The organism is Bifidobacterium choerinum (genome assembly GCF_000741135.1).
In the GTDB taxonomy this organism is placed as follows: Bacteria; Actinomycetota; Actinomycetes; order Actinomycetales; family Bifidobacteriaceae; genus Bifidobacterium; species Bifidobacterium choerinum.
Window position 1 is genome coordinate 14,257 of the sequence record NZ_JGYU01000009.1, and the last position, 22,981, is coordinate 37,237.

The 22,981-nt window shown below is 65.1% G+C and carries 19 protein-coding genes, 1 tRNA gene and 1 pseudogene; 14 read left to right on the top strand and 7 right to left on the bottom strand.

What is annotated here, in order from left to right; translation table 11 throughout:
• Window positions 1–139 precede the first annotated feature (139 nt).
• The 5 genes and pseudogenes from BCHO_RS06710 to BCHO_RS06725 all read left to right on the top strand — a co-directional run bounded on the left by BCHO_RS06710 (window position 140) and on the right by BCHO_RS06725 (window position 3,459).
• A complete protein-coding gene (locus tag BCHO_RS06710; protein WP_024541532.1) occupies window positions 140–1,180 on the top strand; it encodes a DnaJ C-terminal domain-containing protein in 1,041 nt (346 codons plus the stop codon).
• A 5-nt stretch (window positions 1,181–1,185) separates the two neighbouring features.
• On the top strand, window positions 1,186–1,746 hold the full coding sequence (locus BCHO_RS06715) for a heat shock protein transcriptional repressor HspR (RefSeq protein WP_024541533.1): 561 nt from the start codon (window positions 1,186–1,188) through the stop codon (window positions 1,744–1,746).
• 189 nt (window positions 1,747–1,935) lie between these two features.
• The gene (locus BCHO_RS06720) at window positions 1,936–2,685 is read left to right on the top strand and encodes an HAD family hydrolase (RefSeq protein ID WP_232513850.1); all 750 of its coding nucleotides are present in this window, start codon (window positions 1,936–1,938) and stop codon (window positions 2,683–2,685) included.
• A 42-nt stretch (window positions 2,686–2,727) separates the two neighbouring features.
• Window positions 2,728–2,945, top strand: a pseudogene (locus BCHO_RS09610) (FMN-binding protein); the annotation flags it as partial.
• Between the two features lie 151 nt (window positions 2,946–3,096).
• Window positions 3,097–3,459 carry a GlsB/YeaQ/YmgE family stress response membrane protein gene (locus tag BCHO_RS06725; protein ID WP_369126145.1) on the top strand — a complete coding sequence of 121 codons (363 nt, stop codon included), beginning with the start codon at window positions 3,097–3,099 and terminating at the stop codon, window positions 3,457–3,459.
• A gap of 71 nt (window positions 3,460–3,530) precedes the next feature.
• Here BCHO_RS06725 and nagA read toward each other — a convergent pair whose 3' ends face one another.
• The 5 genes from nagA to BCHO_RS06750 form a co-directional block, all read right to left on the bottom strand.
• On the bottom strand, window positions 3,531–4,820 hold the full coding sequence (gene nagA, locus BCHO_RS06730; protein ID WP_051354947.1) for an N-acetylglucosamine-6-phosphate deacetylase: 1,290 nt from the start codon (window positions 4,818–4,820) through the stop codon (window positions 3,531–3,533).
• Between the two features lie 47 nt (window positions 4,821–4,867).
• On the bottom strand, window positions 4,868–5,656 hold the full coding sequence (gene nagB / locus BCHO_RS06735) for a glucosamine-6-phosphate deaminase (protein WP_024541537.1): 789 nt from the start codon (window positions 5,654–5,656) through the stop codon (window positions 4,868–4,870).
• An 88-nt stretch (window positions 5,657–5,744) separates the two neighbouring features.
• On the bottom strand, window positions 5,745–6,713 hold the full coding sequence (locus BCHO_RS06740; protein WP_024541538.1) for an ROK family protein: 969 nt from the start codon (window positions 6,711–6,713) through the stop codon (window positions 5,745–5,747).
• A 46-nt stretch (window positions 6,714–6,759) separates the two neighbouring features.
• Window positions 6,760–7,908 (bottom strand): ROK family protein, encoded by a 1,149-nt coding sequence (locus BCHO_RS06745; protein ID WP_024541539.1) that lies wholly within the window; start codon window positions 7,906–7,908, stop codon window positions 6,760–6,762.
• Window positions 7,909–8,068: 160 nt separating this feature from the next.
• Entirely contained in the window at window positions 8,069–9,592 is a 1,524-nt protein-coding gene (locus BCHO_RS06750; protein ID WP_024541540.1) for a hypothetical protein, read from the bottom strand.
• 313 nt (window positions 9,593–9,905) lie between these two features.
• Between BCHO_RS06750 and BCHO_RS06755 the strand changes: the two genes are divergently transcribed.
• The 6 genes from BCHO_RS06755 to BCHO_RS06780 all read left to right on the top strand — a co-directional run bounded on the left by BCHO_RS06755 (window position 9,906) and on the right by BCHO_RS06780 (window position 18,366).
• Window positions 9,906–11,222 (top strand): ABC transporter substrate-binding protein, encoded by a 1,317-nt coding sequence (locus tag BCHO_RS06755; protein WP_033491079.1) that lies wholly within the window; start codon window positions 9,906–9,908, stop codon window positions 11,220–11,222.
• 244 nt (window positions 11,223–11,466) lie between these two features.
• Complete coding sequence (locus BCHO_RS06760) at window positions 11,467–12,333, top strand: carbohydrate ABC transporter permease (protein ID WP_232513900.1); 867 nt, start codon at window positions 11,467–11,469, stop codon at window positions 12,331–12,333.
• A gap of 38 nt (window positions 12,334–12,371) precedes the next feature.
• Window positions 12,372–13,289, top strand: a complete 918-nt coding sequence (locus tag BCHO_RS06765) for a carbohydrate ABC transporter permease (protein ID WP_418215008.1) — start codon at window positions 12,372–12,374, stop codon at window positions 13,287–13,289.
• Between the two features lie 159 nt (window positions 13,290–13,448).
• The gene (gene gnpA / locus BCHO_RS06770) at window positions 13,449–15,608 is read left to right on the top strand and encodes a 1,3-beta-galactosyl-N-acetylhexosamine phosphorylase (protein WP_024541544.1); all 2,160 of its coding nucleotides are present in this window, start codon (window positions 13,449–13,451) and stop codon (window positions 15,606–15,608) included.
• Between the two features lie 45 nt (window positions 15,609–15,653).
• Window positions 15,654–16,805 (top strand): phosphotransferase enzyme family protein, encoded by a 1,152-nt coding sequence (locus tag BCHO_RS06775; protein ID WP_024541545.1) that lies wholly within the window; start codon window positions 15,654–15,656, stop codon window positions 16,803–16,805.
• Window positions 16,798–18,366 (top strand): galactose-1-phosphate uridylyltransferase, encoded by a 1,569-nt coding sequence (locus tag BCHO_RS06780; RefSeq protein WP_024541546.1) that lies wholly within the window; start codon window positions 16,798–16,800, stop codon window positions 18,364–18,366. The genes BCHO_RS06775 and BCHO_RS06780 overlap by 8 nt, the downstream gene beginning before the upstream one ends.
• Here the strand turns inward: BCHO_RS06780 and BCHO_RS06785 are convergent.
• Window positions 18,354–18,773: a flavodoxin gene (locus tag BCHO_RS06785; protein ID WP_051354941.1), complete on the bottom strand. Its 420-nt coding sequence runs from the start codon at window positions 18,771–18,773 to the stop codon at window positions 18,354–18,356. The two genes, BCHO_RS06780 and BCHO_RS06785, sit on opposite strands and share 13 nt — an antisense overlap.
• A gap of 482 nt (window positions 18,774–19,255) precedes the next feature.
• Between BCHO_RS06785 and BCHO_RS06790 the strand changes: the two genes are divergently transcribed.
• Window positions 19,256–19,900: a flavodoxin gene (locus BCHO_RS06790; RefSeq protein WP_051354942.1), complete on the top strand. Its 645-nt coding sequence runs from the start codon at window positions 19,256–19,258 to the stop codon at window positions 19,898–19,900.
• 270 nt (window positions 19,901–20,170) lie between these two features.
• Here the strand turns inward: BCHO_RS06790 and BCHO_RS06795 are convergent.
• Window positions 20,171–20,243, bottom strand: a tRNA-Ala gene (locus BCHO_RS06795).
• Window positions 20,244–20,501: 258 nt separating this feature from the next.
• On the opposite strand from BCHO_RS06795, the gene BCHO_RS06800 reads away from it, so the two are divergent.
• Together BCHO_RS06800 and BCHO_RS06805 are read left to right on the top strand one after the other, a co-directional pair.
• Window positions 20,502–21,506, top strand: a complete 1,005-nt coding sequence (locus BCHO_RS06800) for a LacI family DNA-binding transcriptional regulator (RefSeq protein WP_024541549.1) — start codon at window positions 20,502–20,504, stop codon at window positions 21,504–21,506.
• Between the two features lie 145 nt (window positions 21,507–21,651).
• Entirely contained in the window at window positions 21,652–22,962 is a 1,311-nt protein-coding gene (locus tag BCHO_RS06805) for an ABC transporter substrate-binding protein (protein WP_024541550.1), read from the top strand.
• The last annotated feature ends 19 nt before the right edge of the window (window positions 22,963–22,981 follow it).

Consider the following 22,981-nt stretch of genomic DNA (forward strand, 5'->3'; position numbering starts at 1 on the left):
CGGCCTCCTGTGCGCTGTACCGACGGATGCCGGCGAAGGGAGGCGTCTTAAAGACGTCGCCCTTCGCCGGCAATGAACGAGACTTTTTCACCCGTCCCGACGGGGACGGATTCAGCAACACCTCGAAAGGAGGCACAACATGGCTGAGAACGAATGGCTGAACAAGGACTTCTACAAAACCCTCGGTGTCTCCAAAGACGCCACGGAAAGCGAGATCACGAAGGCGTATCGCAAGCTCGCGCGTAAGTACCATCCGGACATCAACAAAACCAAGGAAGGCGAGGAGAAGTTCAAGGACATCTCCGAGGCCTACGATGTGCTCAAGGACAAGGAATCGCGTGAACGCTACGACGCGATCCGCCAGTTCGGCGCGGGCGGTGCGCGCTTCGCCGGCGGTGCGGGAGGCGCGGGCGGCTTCAACGCCTCCAACCTCAACGACATCTTCTCGATGTTCGGCGGCGGCGCAGGTGCGGGCGGCAACGGCTCGCATATCCGCTTCTCGACGAACGGCGGCGGCGCGGGCTTCGACGACATCTTCTCGATGTTCGGCGGCGGCAACGCAGGCGGCTACGGCGGCCACGGCTACGAGGACTACGGTGACGGCGCCTACGCCGGCTACCGTCCGACTCCGGCCCCGGAGGACGGCGCCGACCTCAACTCGAAGATCACGCTGACCTTCCGTCAGGCCGTCAAGGGCGCGACCGTCTCGCTGAGCGCGGGCGGCAAGAAGTTCAAGACGCGCATCCCGGCAGGCGTGAAGAACGGCCAGAAGATCAAGCTCGCCGGCAAGGGCAAGCCGGGCATGCACGGCGGCAGGAACGGCGACATGTATCTGACCGTCACCGTGACGCCGGACGCGAAGTTCACGATGGACGGCGTCGACCTCGTCATGGACCTGCCGGTCACCGTCGGCCAGGCCGTCGATGGCGGCAAAGTCGAGGCGAAGGACTTCAACGGCGAACCGGTGACCTTCAAGGTGCACGCCGGCACGTCGAGCGGCGCCGAGGTGCGCGTCAGGGGCAAGGGCGTCAAGACGAAGCGCGAGACCGGCGATCTCGTCGGACGCGTCCAGATCCGTGTCCCCGAGCATCCGGGCGTCGGCGAAAAGCACGCTGCGAAGGAATTCGACAAGGCGTGCGGCGACTTCGCCGATAGGCTCGCCGAGCAGCGGGAGGCTTGAGCAGCATGACGCGGGTCTCCCAGCAGAAACGCCGGCTGTATGAGATGTGCGCGATGGCGATCGTCGCGCAGCGGGCGAATCTCGAAGGTGCGGCGCGCGTCGGCTTCAACGTCGACCTGCCGATCTTCAGCGTCGGGCGCGCCGCCGAACTCGCGAGCATCCATCCGCAGACGCTGCGTCAGTACGACCGCGCCGGCCTCATCGTGCCGCAGCGCACAGAGGGCGGCGCACGTCGCTACTCGCTGCGCGACATCGACCGGCTCATACAGGCGCAGTCGATGAGTCAGCATGACGGCATCAACCTCACCGGCATCGCGCGCATCCTCGAACTTGAGGAGGAGAACCGTCAGCTGCGCCGGCAGCTTGAACGGCTGAGTGACAACTCGGTGAGTGTCTTCACCGCCGACATGGACGGCGGCATCACCGAAGTGCGTCGTTCCTCGCGTGCGCGGCACTGGCGGCGGCATCTGCACCCGCAGACGCGGCAGCTGGCGGCCGGCGCGAGTCATCGGCCGGCTCAGGCCGAGTCGAAATCGGTGGTCCTGTGGCATACGATCTACCGGTGAACGAATAGGCGGCATAGGCATAGAGGACAGCAAGGCGTCCGGAACCTGAATTTGGGTTCCGGACGCCTTGTGTATGTATGTGTGGCGTCGCGTGTGGCGTATGCGTGCGCTGTGCCGGACGCGGGCGCGTATCGTAGGAAGTGGTGCCGGACCGAGATGGCCGTGGCGTATGACGATCGAACGACGCGAATGACGAAGGAGGAGACGATGGGCGCTCGCAACAATGGAGCCGCCGGGGTCGGCGCGCTGCAGGGCGTGTTCTGGGACATGGATGGGACGCTCATCGATTCCGAGCCGCTGTGGCACGAAAGCGAGCTGCGGCTCGTGCGTGAATACGGCGGCCACTGGACGAAGCAGATGGCGATGGACGGCTCCGGTCGACCGGTGCCGCAGATCGCCCATGAGATGGCCGATCTCGGTTGTCCGCTGCCTCCCGACGAGATCGGACGTCGCATGATCCAATACGTGACCGACGAGGAGAAGAAGCGGCTGCCGTGGATACCCGGCGTGCGCCGTCTGCTCGAGCAGCTGCGCGACGCCGGTGTGCCGTCGATGCTCGTGACGACGTCGCCGCGTGACCTGGCTGAGAACCTCATCGCGCAGGCGCCGCCGAACACTTTCGCCGGTTATGTATGCGGCGACGACGACGTGCCGAAGAAACCCGATCCGGCGCCGTACAAGCTTGCCGCGCAACGACTCGGCATCCCCGATGTGCTGCTGCCGTGCTGCGTCGCCTTCGAGGATTCGATGAGCGGGCGCACGTCGGCTGCCGCGTCCGGCATGATGACCGTCGTCGTGACCGGCTATCTCGCCGGCGGCTATGTGCCCGGTCCCGGCTACACGACAACCGAAAACTACGACGACATCACGCCGCAGTCGCTTAACCGCATGGTGCAGCGCATGTACGACCGTCTCGCGCCGCTCGTCGGGCGTGACTGAGCCTGCGTCCGCCGCGCACGATCGACGTGTATGTCAAGTGCGCGTGACGGCCTTGTGCATGATGTATGCGTCGTCGGGCATCCGTTCACATCCATCTCACGGGGCATCAGGAGGCTTTCGCCAAGGAAGTGCCGGGGTCGTCACCGGCAAGCCGATCAAGGATCTGAAGGTCGACAAGATCGCCGGCGCCAGCTGGACGAGCGACGCCTTCAACGCCCGCCTTGGATGAGGTGCGGCGGCAGGCGGCGCAGCAGCACTGACCTGTAGTCGCGTCCTGGGCCGTGGCGGTCGGCGGGAGGCACGAGCGGGATGAGGGTCGTCGTGTCCGGTTCCGCTTCTGCCGCGTTCCGCGGCCGACATGGGCGCGACCATGCGTATAACAGCCCGACCTGAGCGTTACGTGATTTTGCCGTGGTAGCGGAAACCCGCGTGATTGCGGGCGAAACGCGCCCTGATCCCGTACCGTGGAGGATAGTTCAAGGTTTTTCGGACTTTGGAAAGACTCAAAGGAAGCACAATATGTATTGGATTTGGACGCTCGTCGTCGGAGCGATCATCGGCGCCATCGCCGGCGCGATCACCAACCGCAGCGGATCGATGGGTTGGATCGCCAACATCATCGCCGGTCTTGTGGGCTCGTCGCTCGGTCAGGCGATCTTCGGCAGTTGGGGACCGCAGCTCGGAGGCATGGCGATCTTCCCATCGCTCATCGGCGCGGTCATCGTGGTGCTAGTCGCCTCGTTCGTCGTGATGCGGGTCGTCGGCAAGAGTTGACTGTTCGCGCTTCGGTCTCGATTATGCGCAATTAGCCCGTATTGGGCCGTACTGCGGTCCGATCCACAAGCCTACCGTTGACGGCGCCCAGCGCACCAGACATGCCGGACCGCCCAATCGGCGAGGTCGAGCAGCAGCACGTCGGCCGCATAGCCGCGGCATACCAGGCCGAGCGGCGCGCCGGTGACGGCGTTCGGACGGTCGAAGCCGAAGACCTGCGCCGGAATGAGCGTCGCCGCGGCGACGGCGTCGGCCGGGGCCATGCCCAGATTGAGCACCGCACGTCGCACTGCGCCCTCGAGCAGCAGCGTCGACCCGGCGATCGCGCCGTTCGAGACGAGACGGGCGTGGCCGTCGACGACCCGCACATCCAGTCCGCCGAGCTTGTAGGGACCGTCCGGGCAGTCGGTCGCCGCCATCGCGTCGGTGACGAAGACGGTGCGGCGCGGTGCGAAGCCGAGCGCCATGCGCAGCACCGGGTCCTGCACATGGAAGCCGTCGGTGATCAGTTCGATCGCGACGCGCGGGTCCTCGACGGCCGCTGGGATCGGCCCGGGCTTGCGATGGTGCAGCGACGGCATCGCGTTGAACAGATGCGTCATCAGCCGTGCGCCGGCGTCGAAGGCGCGCACGGCCGTCATGTAGTCGGCGTCGGTGTGGCCGACGGCCGCGACGACGCTGGCGTTCGCGAACATGCCGATCGCCCGCATCGCGTGCGGCAGCTCCGGCGCGATCGTGATCTGCCGCAGGCATCCGTCGGCGGCGTCGAGCAACGTCTCGACATGCTCCGGCGTCGGGTCGCACAGGCATGCGGGATCATGTGCGCCCTTGTGCAGCGGCGAAAGGAACGGGCCTTCCAGATGCGCGCCGAGGATGTCGGGCCGCTCGCGCATCGCGTCGCGCACATTGCGCAGGTTCGCGGTCAGGGCGTCGAAGGGATTCGTGATGAGGCTGCAGACCTGCCGCGTCGTGCCATGCATCATATGCCCGGCACGCGCGACGCGGATGCCGTCGGCGCCGTCGTCGAAGGACATGCCCCACGCGCCGTGCGCATGGATGTCCACGTATCCCGGCGTCAGCAGCATGCCGTGCGCGTCGTGCGTGTGTTCGTCATCGATGCCGTGCCGCGCGGCGGCGGCCTTGAAATCCGCAGCCGTCGCGCCTGCGTCGACGATGACGCCGTCCGAGCAGATGATCCAGCTGTCGGGGAGGATGCCGCGTGCGTCGACGCGCGTCGCGTTGACGATGCCGAAGGCTTCGGGCGGCAGGGCGAAGGAACGTGCGATTCGTTCGGCGGTCGCGGCGCGTTCATGCGGCGCCGTCGGGATGCCGGGAAGTTCGGATGGGCTGTCCTGATGCATGATCGTCATTTTCGTGTCCTGTACGGTCCGCTGGCGGACGCGCGCCCTCAGATGCCCTGCCATGCCGGCTTGTGCGCGTAGGCGTAGCGGTAGTAGTCCTTGTTGCGCAGTCGTGCCGCCGCCTGTTCGTCGACGATGACGGTCGCGTGCGGATGCAGTTGCAGCGCGCTCGCCGGGCAGAACGACGAGACGCCGCCCTCGACCGTCTCGGCGATCGCTTCGGCCTTGCCGTCGCCGAACGCGAGCAGCACGAGATGGCGTGCCTTCATGATCGTGCCGATGCCCTGCGTGATGCAGTGCGTCGGCACCTGATCGACGTCGCCGTCGAAGAAGCGCGCGTTGTCGATGCGCGTCTGTTCGGTGAGCGTCTTGATGCGCGTGCCCGAGGCGAGCGACGAACCCGGCTCGTTGAACCCGATGTGGCCGTCGGTGCCGATGCCGAGGATCTGCACGTCGATGCCGCCGGCCGCCTCGATGGCCGCGTCGTATGCCTTGCCGGCATGTTCGATCGTCGCGAGGTCGCCGTTCGGCACATGGACGAGCTCCGGGTCGAGGCCGAGCGGTTCGATGACGGTGCGTTCGATGACGCTGTGATACGACTCCGGATGCTTCGGGTCGAGGCCCGCGTACTCGTCGAGCGAGAAGCCGCGCACCCGCGAGACATCGAGACCGCGTTCCGTGATCGTCCTCGCTAGCTCCTGATAGGCGGCGAGCGGGCTCGAGCCGGTCGCAAGGCCGAGCACGCAGTCCGGCTTGCGCTCGATGAGATCGGCCACGCACTTGGCGTAGATGGCGCCTGCCTCCCGTTCGGACTCGGCGATGATGACTTCCGTCATGATGATGCTCCTTCGTGATGCCGTCGAGGCTATGCGGCGGCTGATCGATGATTGGCTATTGTGAATGCTGATTGCCGTATGGGCGGTGTCACGCGCCGACCGATGCCGCAGCGTTGAGCGCTGCGCCGATCGCGCCCACCGGCAGATCCTTCGGCGCGAGCCGCAGGCGCGCCGGCAGGTTGAGCGCATGGATGAAGCCGCTGTCATGGGCGCGGCGGCGCAGTTCGGCGCGGATCGCATCGAGCAGCGGAGCGCCGGTCTGCGCCATGCCGCCGCCGATGATGATGACGTTCGGGTCGACGGTCACGGCGAGCACGTCGAGCGCGTTGGCGATCGCGGCGACGATCGTGTCGCGCGTCTCGACGGCATGCCGGTGGCGCGGATGCGCGTCGTCGGCCGCTGCCGCGAGGATGTCCGGCATCGGCGGATCGGCATACGGCCACAGCCGTTTTGCGGCCCCGCCGCTGCCCGCCGTCTCGAGACAGCCGCGCTGCCCGCATGCGCAGCGCCAGCGATGCGGCTCGACCGGGATGTGGCCGATTTCGCCGACCGTGTTGCTTGAGCCGTGGTCGAGCCTGCCGTCGCGGATGACGCCGGCCGCCATGCCGGTGCCGAGATTGAGGAACGCGATCGTCTCGTCGGACGCGGTGCCGTCCTCGATGAGGCGGGCGGCGCCGAAGGCGGCCGCGTTGACGTCGTTCTCGACGACCGTCGGCAGTCCGAAGCGCGCATGGATGGCGCCTGCGAGCGGCACATGGTCGATGGACAGGTTTGCGATGTCGCGCACGTCGCCGGTCGTGCCGTCCACGGTGCCGGGCGTGCCGATGCCGATCGCGCCGCAATCTGCGGGAACGTGAGCGAGCAGCGTGTCGATGAGCGCGGCGACGTCGTCGATGAGCGCGGCGGCTCCCGGCCGGGCGGGGCGGTCGGCCTGAGTGAGGACGCACACGTCGCCGTCGCCGGCATGCGCGGACGTGTCGATGACGACGCCCGCGATCTTCGTGCCGCCCACGTCGATGCCGATGAGCGGCGGCGGTGAATTGGTTGAATCTGCCATGACAACTCCTTTGTTGCGGCTGATGGTGGTGAGGGTCGACGCCCGCTCAATCGCGTGCGCGCAGTTCGCGGATATGCGGCACGAGGAGCCGCAGCACGTTGATCGCCTGCCCGCGCAGCGAGGCGTCCGCGCCGACCTGACAGCGGTGCAGCAGCGGAATCGTCATGTACTGCGTGTTCATCGCGGCGCTCAGCTCGCCGCGCATCGCATGGATGAAGGTCTCGCCGGCGATGTCCGCGGGGGCGTCGATCGTCACGTCGCGCAGATTGAGCAGGCCGAGCGACATCGCCATGACGCGGCCGAGCAGCTGGCCCGCCCCGGTGAGGATCTCGGTGCGCTGCGCGGGGTCGGCGGTGATCTGCGCGTACAGGTTGTTCGTGGACAGGTACGCCTCGAGGCAGCCGCGTTTGCCGCAGGCGCAGGCGGGGCCTTCCGGGTCGACGACGACATGGCCGATCTCGCCGGCCATCGAGGTGGCGCCGTCGATGATCTGCCCGTTGAGGCACAGACTGGCGCCGACGCCGGCGCCGATGCGGATCAGCATCGAATCGTCGCCGCCTTCGCCGAAGAACCGTTCCGCGACGAGCGCCGCGTTGGTGGCGTTGCCGACGAGCACGGGCATGCCGAGCGCCTCGCGCAACTGGGCGTGCAGCGGCACGTCCTCCCATCCCAGCTGCACGGCGTCCACGACGGTGCCGTCACGGTCGACGACGCCGGGCACGGCCACGCCGACGCCGAGGATCGGCTGTACGGCGTCCGCCTTGAGCCGCTGCACGAGATCGATGATGATCTCGAGCGTGACGTCGGTGCCGTGTTCGACCGGTATCTCGGTGCGTTCGATGATGCGCCCGCCGAGGTCGACGAGCGCGCCCTGCACGACGTACTGCTGGGACAGGTCGATTGTGATGATGCGCCAGAAGGCGGTGTCGATCGCGAGCATGACCGAGCGTTTGCCGCGGCCGCTGCGCGTGTCCTCGCCGACTTCGCGGATGATGTGGTTGTCGAGCATCTCGCCGGTCACTTCGGTGGCGGCCATGCGCGAGAGCCCGAGCGTCTTGCCCAGTTCGCTGCGCGAGATCGACGCGGCCGGGAACAGCAGATTGAACGCGGCCATCGTGTTGCGGCCGCGGATGTCGGAGGGTACGGTCTTCGTGCTCGTGTTCAGCAGGATCTGTTCGAGTGGCGAAGGGTTCATTATGGCTCCTTGTCTCGAATGCCGCCGTACGATGGTGGATGGATGTCGGCGTCGATGGTCGGCTGATATGTTCAGCGTAGCAAGTTGTCTTAATTATGTCAATCAAGTATACATAATTACGCTGTTGTGAAAAATCGTTTTGTTGCGGCGCTTGGTGTCGTCACTTCGACCTGTGCATCTGTGGTGATGATTGGTTATTGTCACCGTCATATCGATATGGCTGCGGCGCTTCGGCCGCGTCCTGTTCGGGGGTGTCCGCGAAGCCGATGTAGACGTTGCCGCTGTAGCTGACGTGCGAGCCGCGGGGATGCCATTCGGTGCGTTTCGGCGTGGCGCCGGCGTAGACGAAGGTGTTGCCCTCGACGTCGGCCGTGCCGTCCGCGCGGTCGAGGCGCAGCGGGTCGGCGTCTTCGGCGATGATGAAGGTGTTGCCGGTGACGCTCGCGTCCGGGTTGCGCGGGATGTCGATCGCCCCCATGCGGTCGCGGTCGGAGACGTTGCAGTGGAACAGCGAGTTGACGGCCTTCTCGTTGCAGAACATGATGCACCCGCCCGAGTTGTTGCGCGAATAGTTGTAGCGGTACTCGGTGCCGTCGCCGAAGTCGGCGTCCCACGCCTGGCCGTCGCCGTTGCCGCGGTCGGCGTTGAGCGTGTCGTAGGCCTCGTTGTATTCGAAGATCGCGTTTCTGCAGCGCCACGGCCAGATCGCCGCGGCGACGCGGTCGTTCGTCGTCGCCGTGTAGACGTCGTCGCGGATGTCGATGGCCGCTTCGCGCGAGACGTTGCGCCGCACGAGCGGACGGTCGCAGTACATGACGGTGATCGCATCGCCGCCGGCGCGCTCGACGACGTTGCCTTCGACGACGACGTTCGTCGCGCCGTAGCGGCGCAGCGTCGCCTCGTCGATCGTGCCGTCGCCGTAGTCGAAGGTGTTGTCCCAGTTGCCGTCGGCGTCGCGTCCGCCGTGGTCGATGACATTGAGGTAGGCGGTGTATCCGACGGCGATGCCCCAGCGGCTCGTGTCGCGCACGATGTTGTCGGCGATGCGCAGGTCGTCGAAGCGCGCGATGTTCGTCTCGATCGTCGACGCGTCCTCGGGGAGGTGCGCGATGACCTGGATGCCGCCGTTGGCCATGTGCTTGTCGTAGATGTTGCCGTTCACGTCGTGGATGTACAGCCGCTCCAGCCTGACGCCGCGCGACGTGCCGCCGTTCTCGGCGATGACGGCGACGCCGGTGCGGTCCATGACGTCAAGGTCGTTGTAGCGGTGGCCGTCGGCGTCGTCGATGCGCCGGTTCGTGATCTCGATGTCGTGTACGTGCACGTGCGAGCAGTCGCGCAGCAGCAGCGCCGTCGAGACGGTACCGCGGTTGCGGTGCGGGGAGCCTCCGATCGGTGCGCGGTAGTCCTCGAACCATCGGCCGTTGCCGTCGCAGGCGATGATCGGAAGCGGCTGTGACGGGTCGCCGTAGCAGCCGATCGTCACGGGCCGCTCCGCGTCGCCGGAGATGTCGTGCAGATGCAGCGACTGTCCGGTGAATCGCGAGCCGCGCGCGAGCAGCAGCGCGTCGCCGGGAGATGGGTCGAGCCCCTCGGCGCGGGCGAGCGTGCGCCACGCCGATGCCGGCGTCAGGCCGTCGTTGGCGTCGTCGCCGTCGGATGAGGAGATGAAGTGGTCGGTCATGGCGTGGCCTTTCGTTGGTGTTGTGCCGTTCGCGCGTCCTTCGTCGGTGCGGTCGGGCAGAAGGGATGACTCGAGTGTACACCATTTGAACGGAATGATGACATTACGGTATATGGTCGATAAATGCTGATATTTCAACGTTTCTTGAGTAGATATGCTCAGAAAGAACTAAAAAGTAATCAAAGTTGACAAAAAGTTGACGGCTCGGTATCGTGAAGGTATCACCACGAGGCAGTGGCGGTGCAACGTAAGCCAAAAGGAACCAATGGGCGGCTGTCCGCCCATAGCCCCGATCACGAAGGAGTGCAGGGACATGAAGTGGAACAAGGGTTTGATGACCGGAGCAGCGGCGGTCGCCGCGGCGTGCATGGCGCTGTCCGGATGCGGCGGCGCCTCATCGTCCGGCGGCGCATCCGGCGGTTCGTCGGCCGGCGGCAAGGTGGAGATCACCTACATCCACCGACTTCCGGACAAGTCGGGCATGACGTCGGTCGAGCAGATCGTCTCGCGCTGGAACAAGGAGCATCCGGACATCCATGTCAAGGCGATCCATTTCAACGGCAACGCCTCCGACCTCATCAAGAAGCTCGAGACTGACGTCAAGGCGGGCAACGCCCCCGACCTCGCGCAGGCCGGCTACTCCGAGATCCCCGAGCTCTTCACGAAGGGCATCCTCGAGGACGTGACCTCCGAGGCCGAACAGTACAAGGGCGACTTCGCCGAAGGCCCGTTCGACAACATGTCGATCGGCGGCAAGACCTTCGGCCTGCCGCAGGATACCGGACCGCTCGTCTACTACTACAACAAGACCGAATTCGACAAGCTCGGCATTGCCGTGCCGAAGACGCAGGGCGAACTTATCGCCAGCGCGAAGAAGGCCGCCGCGCAGGGCAAGTACATCATGTCCTTCCAGGCGGATGAGGCGGGCAACATGCTCACCGGCCTCGCCGGCGCCTCCAGGCCGTGGTACACGGTCGAGGGCGACGCATGGAAGGTCGATACGCAGACGGCGGGCTCGAAGGCCGTCGCGAAGGTCTACCAGCAGCTGCTCGACGACAAGTCGGCGACGACGAACCCGCGCTGGGATCCGTCCTTCGACGCCTCGCTGCAGAAGGGCGAGCTCATCGGCACGATCGGAGCCGCATGGGAGGCACCGCTGCTGATGGATTCGATGGCGGACAAGGGCAAGGGCGACTGGCGCGTCGCGCAGATTGGCGACTGGTTCGACAACGGCGAGAAGACCGGCCCTGACGGCGGCTCCGGAGTCGTCGCTCTCAAGGGCATCAAGCACAAGGCCGAGGCGATGCAGTTCCTCGACTGGTTCAACACGCAGATCGACGACCTGACCTCGCAGGGCCTCGTCGTCGCCGCGACGACCGGCACCGCGAAGACGCCGGCGAGCTGGTCCGAGTTCTACGGCGGCCAGGACGTCATGGCCGAGTTCGCGGCGGCGAACGCCAACCTCGCCGGATTCTCGTACATCCCCGGCTTCTCCGCCGTCGGCACGGCGATGAAGGAGAAGGCCGCGGACGTGGCCGAGGGCAAGGCGAAGACCGGATCCATCTTCGACGCTGCGCAGACTGCATCGGTCGACACCCTCAAGGACTACGGACTGTCGGTCGCGCAATAGGCGACACGACGCCGGCAAGCACGGCAATCACCGACAGGAGGGGACGGGATCCGTCCCGTCCCCTCCCATCCATCTTGTGCAAAGGAGCAATGCGATGGCAACGGTAATCTCATCAGCGACGCCCACCAAACCCGGCGTCCTCGTGCGCGCCACGGAAGGCGAGACGGGGGCGACGAAGGGCAAGAGGACGAAGGGACGCCTGTCCCCGGCGGCAAGGCGCGAGGAGCGCACCGGCTGGCTGTTCATGCTGCCGTTCGTGTTGCTCTTCCTGCTCGTCTTCATCGTCCCGATCCTCTACGCGGTCTACTCGAGCTTCTTCCAGCAGGTCGCGACCGGCGGCGGCGCCTACGGCGGCGGCGAAATCGTCAACAGATTCGTCGGACTCGAAAACTTCAAATACGTCATCACATCGGGCACCTTCTGGGCGGGCATGGGCAGGGTGCTGCTCTACACGCTCATCCAGGTGCCGATCATGATCATCAGCGCGCTCGCGCTCGCGATGCTGCTCGACTCGCTCATCGTCAAGCACGTCGCCGGCTTCCGCCTCGGCTACTTCCTGCCGTACGCGATCCCGGGCGTCATCGCCTCGATCATCTGGGTGTATCTGTACAACGGCCAGATCTCGCCGATCGTCAAGGGGCTCGCGGCGCTCGGCATCAACGTCGACTTCTTCGCAAGCAACGTCGTGCTCGCGTCGATGGTCAACATCACGACGTGGACCTTCACCGGTTACAACATGCTGATCTTCCTTTCGGCGCTGCAGGCGATCCCGCACGAGCTCTACGAGGCGGCGCGCATCGACGGCGCGAACGGCTGGCAGGTCGCCACGAAGATCAAGCTGCCGAACGTGCGCGGCGCCGCGCTGCTCGCGATGCTGCTGTCGATCGTCGGCACGATCCAGCTGTTCAACGAGCCCCAGGTCATGCAGACCGCCGATCCGGCCATCTCCTCCTCGTACACGCCGATGATGATGGCGTTCAACACATCCCGCGGCTTCCTCACCCCGAAGGGCGACGGCCCCGCCAACGCAATCGCGATCGTCATGGCGATCATCGCCGGACTGCTCGCAATGATCTACGCCTTCGCTGAAAGGAAGGTGAACGAGTCATGAGCCTCATCGACACCACGCGCGCGAAGTTCCGCAACCCGATGCGCGCACAGAAGAAAGCCGACCGTATGCGCGAACGCATGGAGAACGACCTGCCGCGTTCGATGCGTCCGAAGCCGATCGCGAAGATCCTGACGGTCATCATCCTCGTCGTCGCGCTCATCTACTTCCTGTTCCCGATCTACTGGGCGATCGTCGCGTCCACGAAGAGCCCGGCGCAGCTCACCGGATCGAACGGCCTGTGGTTCGCGGTGCCGCTGAACGAACTGCCCGACGCGATCGCCGCGAACTACGCCACATTGCTCGGCTGGACGCGTGACAGCTTCTGGCGTTGGGTCGGCAACTCGCTGCTCTATTCGGGCCTCTCGGCGGTCATCGGCACCGTCGTCTCGGTCATGGCCGGCTATGCGACGGCGAAATTCCGGTTCCGCGGCAAAGGCGTGACGATTGGCGTCATCATGGCGGCAATGCTGATGCCGGCGGCGCTGCTGACGATCCCGCAGTATGCGATCTTCAACTCGCTGCATCTGGACAACACGATGCTCGCGGTCATCATCCCGTGCTGCGTCTCGCCCTTCGGCTTCTTCCTGGGCCGCGTCTACGCGCAGAGCTCAGTGCCGAACGAGCTGCTCGAGGCGGCGCGCATCGACGGCGCCGGCGAGGCGCGCATCTTCTTCACGATTGTGCTGCGGCTGCTCGCCCCGGCGATGGTCACGATCTTCCTGTTCATGTTCGTGGCCACTTGGAACAACTTCCTGCTGCCGCTGATGATGCTTTCGAGCGAGGACCTCTATCCGGTCACGCTCGGCCTGTACGGCATGGTCTCGCTCGCCGTCTTCAACGACCGCGGCGCGTTGATGATGGGCGCACTGCTCGGCGTGCTGCCGGTCATCATCCTCTTCCTGACGCTGCAGCGCTTCTGGCGTGCGGGCCTCGCGGCCGGTTCCGTCAAGGGCTGAGCGGCGCGCAGCCTTCCCGATGTGCGTGGCCGCGCATGGGCGACCATGTGACGCGGATCATGCGCGGCCGCGCATCTGCCTTCCGTCTATCCTCATTCCCCAGTATTTCCGATTTCCCGATTTCTCCCATCCCCTCCCATTCGTTCCCAAGGAGTCATCATGACCACGACTGGCCGTTTCACGATACCGAGCGAAGAGCATTTCGCCGACGAGACGAAGCGTCTCGCCGAACTGTGGGGCGCCGACGCCATCCGCAATTCCGACGGCACCCATCTGGACGAGGCCGTCGAGCGGCTCGGCAAGAAGATCTACAGCGCCTACTTCCCGACGCGCGCTCACAATGAATGGATCAGCCTGCACATGGATGAGACGCCGCAGGTCTACCTGCTCACGCAGCGCGTCCTCGCCGAGGCGGACACGGTCACCGTCGACCTGATGGAGCGCTTCTACGCCGAGCAGCTGCAGCCGAACCGCGACGCCGACCCGCACCGCTACTGGGAGGTCGTCGACCGCACGACCGGCGAGGTCGTCGACCCGGAACGTTGGGATTTCGACGCCGAGCATGATGCGGTGACGATCCGCGGGAGCGAAGCGATGCACGAATACACGGTCTCGTTCCTCGCATACATCATCTGGGATCCGGTCGAGATGTACAACCATCTGACGAACGACTGGGGAGACAAGGAGCATGAGATCCCCTTCGATATCTACCATCCGGCGACGCGCGACTTCGTGTTCCGCACGTTCGGGCAGTGGCTCAAGGACAATCCGCAGACCGACGTCGTGCGCTTCACGACCTTCTTCTACCAGTTCACGCTGATTTTTGACCAGAAGCACCGCGAGAAGATCGTCGACTGGTTCGGCTGCGCCTGCACGGTCTCGCCGCGCGCGCTCGACGACTTCGAGGCGCTGCACGGTTACCGTCTGCGCCCCGAGGACTTCGTGGACGAAGGCTGCTACAACTCTACGTGGCGCATCCCGCGCAAGGCGCAACACGACTGGATCGCGTTCCTGGCCACCTTCGTGCGCGCGAACGTCAAGAAGCTCGTCGACGAGACGCACGCCGCCGGCAAGGAGGCGATGATGTTCCTCGGCGATCAGTGGATCGGCACCGAACCGTACATGGAAGGCTTCGACGAGCTCGGCCTTGACGCGGTCGTCGGCTCGGTCGGCGACGGCACGACGCTGCGCATGATCGCCGACATCCCCGGCGTGCGCTACACCGAGGGCCGCTTCCTGCCGTACTTCTTCCCCGACACCTTCCATGAGGGCAACGATCCGAGCATCGAAGGCCTCGACAACTGGCGCAAGGCGCGCCGTGCGATCCTGCGTTCGCCGATCTCGCGCATGGGCTACGGCGGCTACCTCTCGCTCGCCGCGAAGTTCCCGAAATTCGTCGACACGGTGACGGCGATCGCCGACGAATTCCGCGACATCCACGAGCGTACCGGCGGCAAGCCGGCCGAAGGCGAGCTCAACGTCGCGATCCTCAACTGCTGGGGCCGCATGCGTAGTTGGATGGCGTTCACCGTCGCGCACGCGCTGCCGAACCAGCAGACCTACTCGTACTACGGCATCCTCGAGGCGCTCTCCGGCATGCGCGTCAACGTGCGCTTCATCAGCTTCGACGACGTGCTCGAACGGGGCGTCGACGACGACGTCGACGTCATCATCAACGCCGGCCCCGAGCGCACCTCCTTCAGCGGCGGGGACGTGTGGCGCGACCCGCGCCTCGTCTCGACGATCCGGCGCTGGGTGCGCGGCGGTGGCGCCTTCGTCGGCGTCGGACAGCCGACGTCGAGCGATTGGCAGGGGCGGTTCTTCCAGCTCGCCGACGTGCTCGGCGTCGACCAGGAGCGCTTCCAGACGTTGTCGGTCGACAAGTACTGGCCCGCCGTCACGGACGCCAACTTCATCACCGAGGAGGCGACCGACGTCGACTTCGGCGAACCGATTCTCAACGTCTACCCGATCGATGAGGACGTGACGCTGCTCGACGTGAAGGACGGCCGCGTGCAGCTCGCCGCCAACGACTACGGCCGCGGCCGCGGCGTCTACATCTCCGGATTGCCGTATTCGGCGGCGAACGCCCGGCTGCTCGAACGCGCGTTGTTCTATGCGAGCCGCAACGAGGACCGTTACGCCGCATGGAGCTCGACGAACCCGGAATGCGAGGTCGCCCACTTCCCGGAAAGGCACCTGTATTGCGTCGTCAACAACACCGATCAGATGCAGACGACGAGGGTGCAGCGCGCAGACGGCGCAATCGACGATTTCACACTCGCGCCGAGCGCGATCGCTTGGCAGGAGCTCGAATAGACGATCCGCGGCACGTGGGCGGCATCATGCGACAAGGAGGTCGACATGGACAATGGCAGCAGCAAGCAGACGGCGGCGCTGAAGCGCATCGTGGAACGGTTCGCCATCGACGGCGCCGTCGCGTCGGTCACGCCGTACGGCGACGGGCACATCAACGTCACCTATCTCGTGGTCACCGATGAGGCCCGCTACGTTCTGCAGCGGATGAACACCGATGTGTTCCCGGACACGGCGGCCCTGATGCGCAACATCGAGCTCGTCACCGGATTCCTGCGCGCGCAAGGCCAGGAGACGCTCGAGATCATCCCGACGAAGGATGGCCGCAGCTGGCTCGCGGCGGACGACGGCATGTTCCGCGTCTACCGATTCATCGAAGGTACGATGTCCTACAACCTCGTCGACGATCTGCGCGTCTTTGAGCGCGCCGGCGCGGCCTTCGGCGCGTTCCAATGCACGCTCGCCGAATTCGACGCCGCCCAGCTCGCGGAGACGATCGCCCGATTCCATGACACGCCGCACCGCTATGCCGACTTCCGTGCGGCCGTCGCGGCCGATCCGCTTGGCAGGGCGAAGGACGTGCGCGACGAGATCGGGTTCTTCGATGAGCGCGCGCCCGAATACGGGCGGATCGTGGACGCGCTCGCCGACGGATCGGTGCCGCTGCGCGTCACGCACAACGACACGAAGCTCAACAACATCCTGATGGACGCGGACAGCGGCGAGCCGCGCGCGATCATCGACCTCGACACGGTGATGCCCGGTTCGATGCTCTTCGACTTCGGCGATTCGATCCGCTTCGGCGCTTCGACCGGTCTCGAAGACGAGCCGGACCTGGGCAAGGTGCATTTCAGCCTGCCGCTGTTCCGCGCCTACGCGAGCGGATTCCTCGGCGAGGTCGGCGCGACCGCCGCCCCCCGTGAACTCGAGCTGCTGCCTGAGGCCGCGCGGCTTATGACGCTCGAATGCGGCATGCGCTTCCTCGGCGACCATCTGCTCGGCGACGTCTACTTCGCGACGAAATACCCCGGACACAACCTCGTGCGCGCGCATACGCAGATGCAGCTCGCACGCGAAATGGAGGAGCGGATGCCGCAGATGCATGCCGTCATCGACGAGATCATGGGCGCCGGCGCCGAACATGACGCGAACGCTGGATCCGACTCGGACGCCGCAGAGGAGGAGCACGACGATGCGTGAGACGGCTTCCACGGCCGCCGAGGAGACGGCGGTTCTCGGCGCCATCGACGCGCTCGTCGACTATGCGCGCGCCCGGCTGCTGCTCGACCCGCGCGACGTGGACTGGATGCGCAACCGGCTGCTGGAGGTCCTCGGCGCCGACGAGGCGCGCCGCGCGGAAGCGGCCGCGCTCCGCTTGACCGAATCGGATGACGCGGCGGCGTCGGGCGACGCGGCGAACCCGGACGACATCGCGGCGACGGATGATGCGTCGAGGAAGGCGGCCGCCGCCTTCCTCGACGACGACGTGATCATGGGCGCGCTGTCCGCGGCGCCGTCGCGCATCCAGGACGCCTATGACGACGTGCGAGCCGGCGCCGGCAACATGGCGGCGATGCGTTGGTTCTACGACTACGGCGTCGCGAACGGCTACATCAAGCTCGCGCAGCTGCGGCGCAACGTGCGTTTCGACGGTGCCGGCCTCGTCGTGACGATCAACACGGCGAAACCGGAGTTCAAGGACATGCGCAAGGCGACGAGCGGCAACAGCGTCGACGGCAGCTTCGCGCAGTGCACGATCTGCCATGCGAACGAAGGGCTCGCGGCGCGCGGCAAACGCACATTGCGCACCGTCGAGGTCGAACTCGACGGCCGGCCGTGGTTCTGGCAGTTCTCGCCCTACGGCTACTTCGCGCAGCACGGCATCTGCGTGAACCGCGAACATACGCCGATGCACGTCGACAGGTCGACCTTCGCCAACCTGCTCGACTTCGTCAACCAGTTCCCCGACTACTTCCTCGGCTGCAACGCCGCGTTGCCGCGCATCGGCGGATCGGTGCTCGCTCATGACCATTACCAGGGCGGCGGCGAGACGATGCCGATGCAGCGCGCGGCGGCATGGCGGCGCTACCGCTGCCCGGACGCCGACGACGCCGTCCTCGAGATTATCGACTGGCCGGCGAGCGCGATGCGTGTGCGCTCGCGCAACCGCGCCGCCATCGTACAGGTCTGCGAGCGTATTCGCGAAGCCTGGGCATGCTACGACGACGCCGCGCTCGGCATCGCATCCCATGACGCCGCCGGCGCCGCACAGTCGTCATTGTCGCCGATTGCGCGGCTCGTGCCCGGCGAGGACGGCGCTCCCATGTATGAGATGAGCCTGATCCTGCGCAACAACGCGGTGAGCGGGCGGTATCCGCTCGGCGTCTTCCATGCGCATCCCGAATACTTCTTCGTCAAGCAGGAACCGATCGGCCTCATCGAGGCGATGGGCTTGTTCGTGCTGCCGGGGCGTCTCGTCGGGCAGCTCGGTGCGCTCGAGGACGCATTGGTCGCCGGCGATGCGCTGCCCGACGGTCTCGCCGAGTTCCGGCTGCTGTGGGATGAAGTGCGTGAAGCACTGAGGCAGGAGGGGATGGGCGCCGCGGATCGCGGAATGGATCGCGATACGGTCCGCAGGGCCGTCCGCGATGCGCTCGCCGACGTCTGCCGACGCATCCTGGATAACATCGCCGTCTTTCCGAATCACGAGGAGCTCGGCCGATTCCTCGAGGGGCTGGGATTTGAGGCTCAGGACTGCTGACGGACCCATGCCTCGACGTTCTGCGCGCTTTCCGACGAGCTGAAGCGCTGCCCGTCCTTCCAATCGCCACCGTTGGCGAGCTTCGCCAGTTCGCTTGCGCTCGAGCCGAGCGGCGAACTTGCGGAGGTGCAGAACGGGATAACCGTCCTGCCGGAGAAATCGTTGGCGCGCACGAAGGTGTTCATCGGCCATGCCGCGACGCCCCACCAGATCGGATAACCGATGTAGACGGTCGTGTAGCGGTCCCAGTCGGGCACCTCGGTCGTCTTGAGCTTGACGTCGCGCAGGCGTTCGTCGTCGTGCTCCCTGCTGACTCGGCTGTCGGCGTCGTTGTAGTTGAGGTCGTCGCTCGTGTACGCTTCGGCGGGTTCGATCGCGAACAACGTGCCGCCGGTGGTCGTCGCGATGTCCTCGGCGACGCGCTTCGTGCTGCCGGTCGCCGAGAAATACGCGACGAGCGTCGTTGAGTCGCCGCCCGTCGCCGGATCCGCCTCCGCAGGCCGTCAACGTGACAACGGCCGCCGCCCCGACGATGCATGCAGCAAGACGCTTGTGCCAGTTCATCATGTCCTCCTTGTATCGTCGCGTGCCCCGTCAGGCCGCGTTACCGCTTGGATACGGCCAGTATCGCATGCCTGCGCCGCCCAAGCACATGTCTGCGGAATGACGAAATGCATGCGCGATCGTAATGCCGCTGCTGATGGCATGTCCGATTGCGTCTAACGGCTTATCGGAGTCGGATTGCCGGTTGTGGTCATATCCAAGAATGCAATCAGTGAACGTATTGCAGATATGCATGTAGAATCGTTGTTTCGCTGTATTGGTTTTCCGTGCGATCCGGTGCCTGTGCTGCGAACGCACAAGCTAAACGGTTTGGCAAGGAGGTGCCATGAATCTGGCAAAACGCATCATGACAGGCATCGTCGGGCTTGCGGCGGTGGTGACGTTGGCGGCGTGCGGCTCGACCGGCTCGACGTCGAATAGCCCGACCGCGGACGCGTCGGACGGCACCGGCGGCAGTGCACCCGCAGGGACCGCGACGAGCGGCGACGGCAAGACGATCGTCGTCTATTGGTCGGGCACGGGCAACACGAAGCGCGTCGCCGAGGACATCGCCAAGGACACGGACGCGACGCTCTACGAGCTGGAGCCGGATCCGGCGTACACGCAGGAAGATCTCAACTTCAACGACGCCGACAGCCGCGTGGTCAAGGAATACGAGGACAAAAGCCTCGAGGACATCAAACTCAAGAACGCGCAGGTGCCAGATTGGAACAGTTACACGACCGTGTATTTCGGCTATCCGATCTGGTGGCAGGAAGCGGTGTGGCCGGTGTGCAACTTCATCCGAGACAACGACTTCTCCGGCAAGACGGTCATCCCGTTCTGCACATCGATGAGCTCGCCGATCGGCGATAGCGCGACGAACCTGAAGAAGCTCGCGAAGAACCCGGGCGCTTGGAAGGACGGGCGACGCTTCTCCGAGGACGCCGACCCGAACGACGTCGCCGACTGGGTCAAGAGCCAGCGGTAGTCGTTCGCTCTGCCCCACGCGTACACAACGAACGCGCATGGCGACAGGGCGTACCACCACATTGATATGCGGTGCGCCCTGTCGCATGCGCGGATTCCGGTACCACGCCCGATGTCCCCGCTTGTACACCTGACTGTGTACCTAAAACGTGGATTTCTGTGTACTTTTCCGCACTTTCACGCACTCGACCCGTACCATCGGGAGAAGCTCGAAACCCTTGGAATCACAAAGAAAAGAGCCGCTGCGGTGGAATGAATGCAGCGGCTCTAGTGGAGCTGATGGTAATCGAAACCACGACCTCTTCGATGCGAACGAAGCGCTCTACCAACTGAGCTACAGCCCCGTGGATGTTGTCGTGCTCCGCATGACAACTCGCCTAACGATACTAGTGGATGCGAACAAATGCAAATCGCGTGTGTCGCGGCGTGGCGGCGCCTTCGTTTCGACGAATTTCGACAATCGACGCGCAATGATGGAATGTCCTGTCGAAACACGTTAGGATGGCGCGCGGGTGCGGCGTGCGCGACCACGGCGCGCAACGTATGACGCGGCGGGCGCGAGGCAGCGCCGCCGCGCGACGCAATCAGCGAGCGAGGTGCAGATGGCTGGTATCAAGGATGTGGCGGCGAAGGCCGGCGTGTCGATCAGCACGGTCTCCTATGTCGTCAGCGGTAAACGCAAGATCGGCGATCAGACGCGCGAGCGCGTGCGCGTGGCCGCGCTCGAGCTCGGCTACCGGCCGGTCATCGACGCGACGACGCCGGTCGGGTCCACCCATGTGCTCGCCGTCAGTTCGCCGTTGCGTCCATACACCGACGCGTCGAACTATGCAGCCTTCTTCCTTGCGCTCGCGTCGGCGTCGAAACGGCATGGCTACGACATTCTGCTGCTGATGCACGAGGCCGGCGATCAGGAGCTGCGGCGCGTCGCCGACCGGCATATGGCGGACGGCGTCTTCCTGCTCGACGTCCTGCTCAGCGATTCGCGCGCGGACATGGCCGGCGCGATCGACATTCCCGTGGTCAGCATCGGCTATACGAACGACACGGCGAACGTGTACACGGTGGACATGGACTTCGCGGGCATGGGGCGTGAGGCGATGGACAAGGCGCATGTGCTGGGGCACCGCCATGTGATGCTGTACTGTCCCGACCGCCGTGCGTTCCTCGACGGCTCGAACTTCCTCGTCCGTTTCCTCGATGCGGCGATGCAGCGCGGTGAGGAGCTCGGCATGACCGTCATGCGCAAGTTCGCGTCCGGCCGATCCGCCGATGACGTGAACCTCGCCGTCGACGAGGCCTTCGCCGCCGATCCGCGAATCACGGCGATCATCTGCGAGGAGAACGCCGCGCAGATGGGGCTGCTGATGAATGCGTTGAGCCGCAGGGGCCTGCGTGTGCCGCAGGACGTCTCCGTCATGGCGGCGTGCGCGAACGGTTCGACGGCGCGGCTCGCCGACGAGATGCCGATGAACCCGGCCGCCGTGTGCGAGCGCGCCGTCGATATCATGGTCGAGGTGCTGCGCGGCGAGCGTCGTGATGTCGGCTACGTCGAGCTGCTGCCGGGGGAGTACTGTGCGCGTGGCACGATGCGCGCGCGTCGGTGACGTCGCCGTGCTTCGAACCGATTTCGACGATTGTCGAAATCGGTTGGATGACGATTACTTCGATGATTTAATTTACTCATGAGATTCAACGGCTGAATCCCTGCAATATCCGAAAGTCAGTAATGGCGCTGAAAAAGGAAGAGATATGAACGTTCGTAAGGCAATCGCGGCGGGTCTGGCCGCTGTGACGGCGGTCGGCATGTGTGGGCTTGCGGGATGCGGCGGCAGCGGCACCGCGCAGGAGGAGAATCCGACCTCGATCAAGATTTGGCACTACGAGGAGGACAACGGCGCGATGGGCGTCGCCTGGAAGAAGGCGATGGAGATCTTCGAGAAGGAGACCGGCGTCAAGGTCGAATTCGAGAAGAAGTCCTTCGAGCAGATCCGCCAGAACGCGTCGCAGATCCTCAACTCGGACGAGGCCCCGGACGTCATGGAGTACAACAAGGGCAACGCGACCGCGGGACTCCTCGCCAGCCAGGGACTGCTGACGAATCTCGACGACTACGTCAAGCAGTACAAGTGGGACGAGAAGGTCACCGGATCGCTCGCCGACACCGGCAAGTACAACGACAAGGGCGTCATGGGATCCGGCAACTGGTACGGCATCACGAACTACGGCGAGGACGTGATCATGTACTACAACAAGGACATGTTCGACAAGAACGGCATCGAGATCCCGACGACGATGGACGAGCTGACCGACGCGATGCAGAAGTTCGTCGACAAGGGCATCACGCCGCTTGCCGAGGGCGCCGCCGAATACCCGGTGCAGCATCTGTGGTGGCAGCTCGCGCTGAGCAAGGCCGACGACCAGTTCGTCAAAGCGTACGAGATGTACGACGGCGACGTCGACTGGGATTCGGAGCCGATCGTCTACGCGACGCAGACAATCAAGGACTGGACCGACAAAGGCTACATCTCCAAGGACTGCACCGGCCTTAAGGCCGAGGACGTCGGCCAGGGCTTCATCAACGGCACCTATCCGATGTTCTTCTCCGGCACCTGGTGGTTCGGCCGCTTCCAGAACGACATGAAGGGCAAGAACATCACGTTCTCGACGTTCCCGCAGTCCAAGAAGGTCGTCGGTTCCTCCGGCAACCTGTGGGTCATCCCGGAGAACTCGAAGCGCAAGGATCTGGCCGCCAAGTTCATCAACATCACGCTGAGCCCCGAAGTGCAGGACCTGATGGGCAACTCCGGCGGTCTGCCGATCGCCGCCGATCCGGACAAGATCACCGATCCGTCCACGAAGGAGCTCATCGAATCCTTCAACACGGTGCTCAAGGACAACGCGCTCGGCTTCTACCCGGATTGGCCGACCGCCACGTTCTACGACGAGCTCAACGCCTCGCTGCAGGAGCTCATCAACGGCTCGACCGACGTCAAGGGCGCGATCGCCCAGATGAAGTCCGACTATGACAAGGGCGTCCAGGACGCCGGCGTCAAGGACTGACCGGTCCTCTGAACCCATT

Coding starts and splice junctions, on each gene's coding strand:
- BCHO_RS06790 (WP_051354942.1), top strand. CDS start 19,256: ATGAATCTGGCAAAACGCATCATGACAGGCATCGTCGGGCTTGCGGCG.
- BCHO_RS06710 (WP_024541532.1), top strand. CDS start 140: ATGGCTGAGAACGAATGGCTGAACAAGGACTTCTACAAAACCCTCGGT.
- BCHO_RS06800 (WP_024541549.1), top strand. CDS start 20,502: ATGGCTGGTATCAAGGATGTGGCGGCGAAGGCCGGCGTGTCGATCAGC.
- BCHO_RS06750 (WP_024541540.1), bottom strand. CDS start 9,592: ATGACCGACCACTTCATCTCCTCATCCGACGGCGACGACGCCAACGAC.
- BCHO_RS06740 (WP_024541538.1), bottom strand. CDS start 6,713: ATGGCAGATTCAACCAATTCACCGCCGCCGCTCATCGGCATCGACGTG.
- BCHO_RS06720 (WP_232513850.1), top strand. CDS start 1,936: ATGACGAAGGAGGAGACGATGGGCGCTCGCAACAATGGAGCCGCCGGG.
- gnpA (WP_024541544.1), top strand. CDS start 13,449: ATGACCACGACTGGCCGTTTCACGATACCGAGCGAAGAGCATTTCGCC.
- BCHO_RS06780 (WP_024541546.1), top strand. CDS start 16,798: ATGCGTGAGACGGCTTCCACGGCCGCCGAGGAGACGGCGGTTCTCGGC.
- nagA (WP_051354947.1), bottom strand. CDS start 4,820: ATGCATCAGGACAGCCCATCCGAACTTCCCGGCATCCCGACGGCGCCG.
- BCHO_RS06805 (WP_024541550.1), top strand. CDS start 21,652: ATGAACGTTCGTAAGGCAATCGCGGCGGGTCTGGCCGCTGTGACGGCG.
- BCHO_RS06755 (WP_033491079.1), top strand. CDS start 9,906: ATGAAGTGGAACAAGGGTTTGATGACCGGAGCAGCGGCGGTCGCCGCG.
- BCHO_RS06775 (WP_024541545.1), top strand. CDS start 15,654: ATGGACAATGGCAGCAGCAAGCAGACGGCGGCGCTGAAGCGCATCGTG.
- BCHO_RS06760 (WP_232513900.1), top strand. CDS start 11,467: ATGCTGCCGTTCGTGTTGCTCTTCCTGCTCGTCTTCATCGTCCCGATC.
- nagB (WP_024541537.1), bottom strand. CDS start 5,656: ATGACGGAAGTCATCATCGCCGAGTCCGAACGGGAGGCAGGCGCCATC.
- BCHO_RS06745 (WP_024541539.1), bottom strand. CDS start 7,908: ATGAACCCTTCGCCACTCGAACAGATCCTGCTGAACACGAGCACGAAG.
- BCHO_RS06715 (WP_024541533.1), top strand. CDS start 1,186: ATGACGCGGGTCTCCCAGCAGAAACGCCGGCTGTATGAGATGTGCGCG.
- BCHO_RS06765 (WP_418215008.1), top strand. CDS start 12,372: ATGCGCGCACAGAAGAAAGCCGACCGTATGCGCGAACGCATGGAGAAC.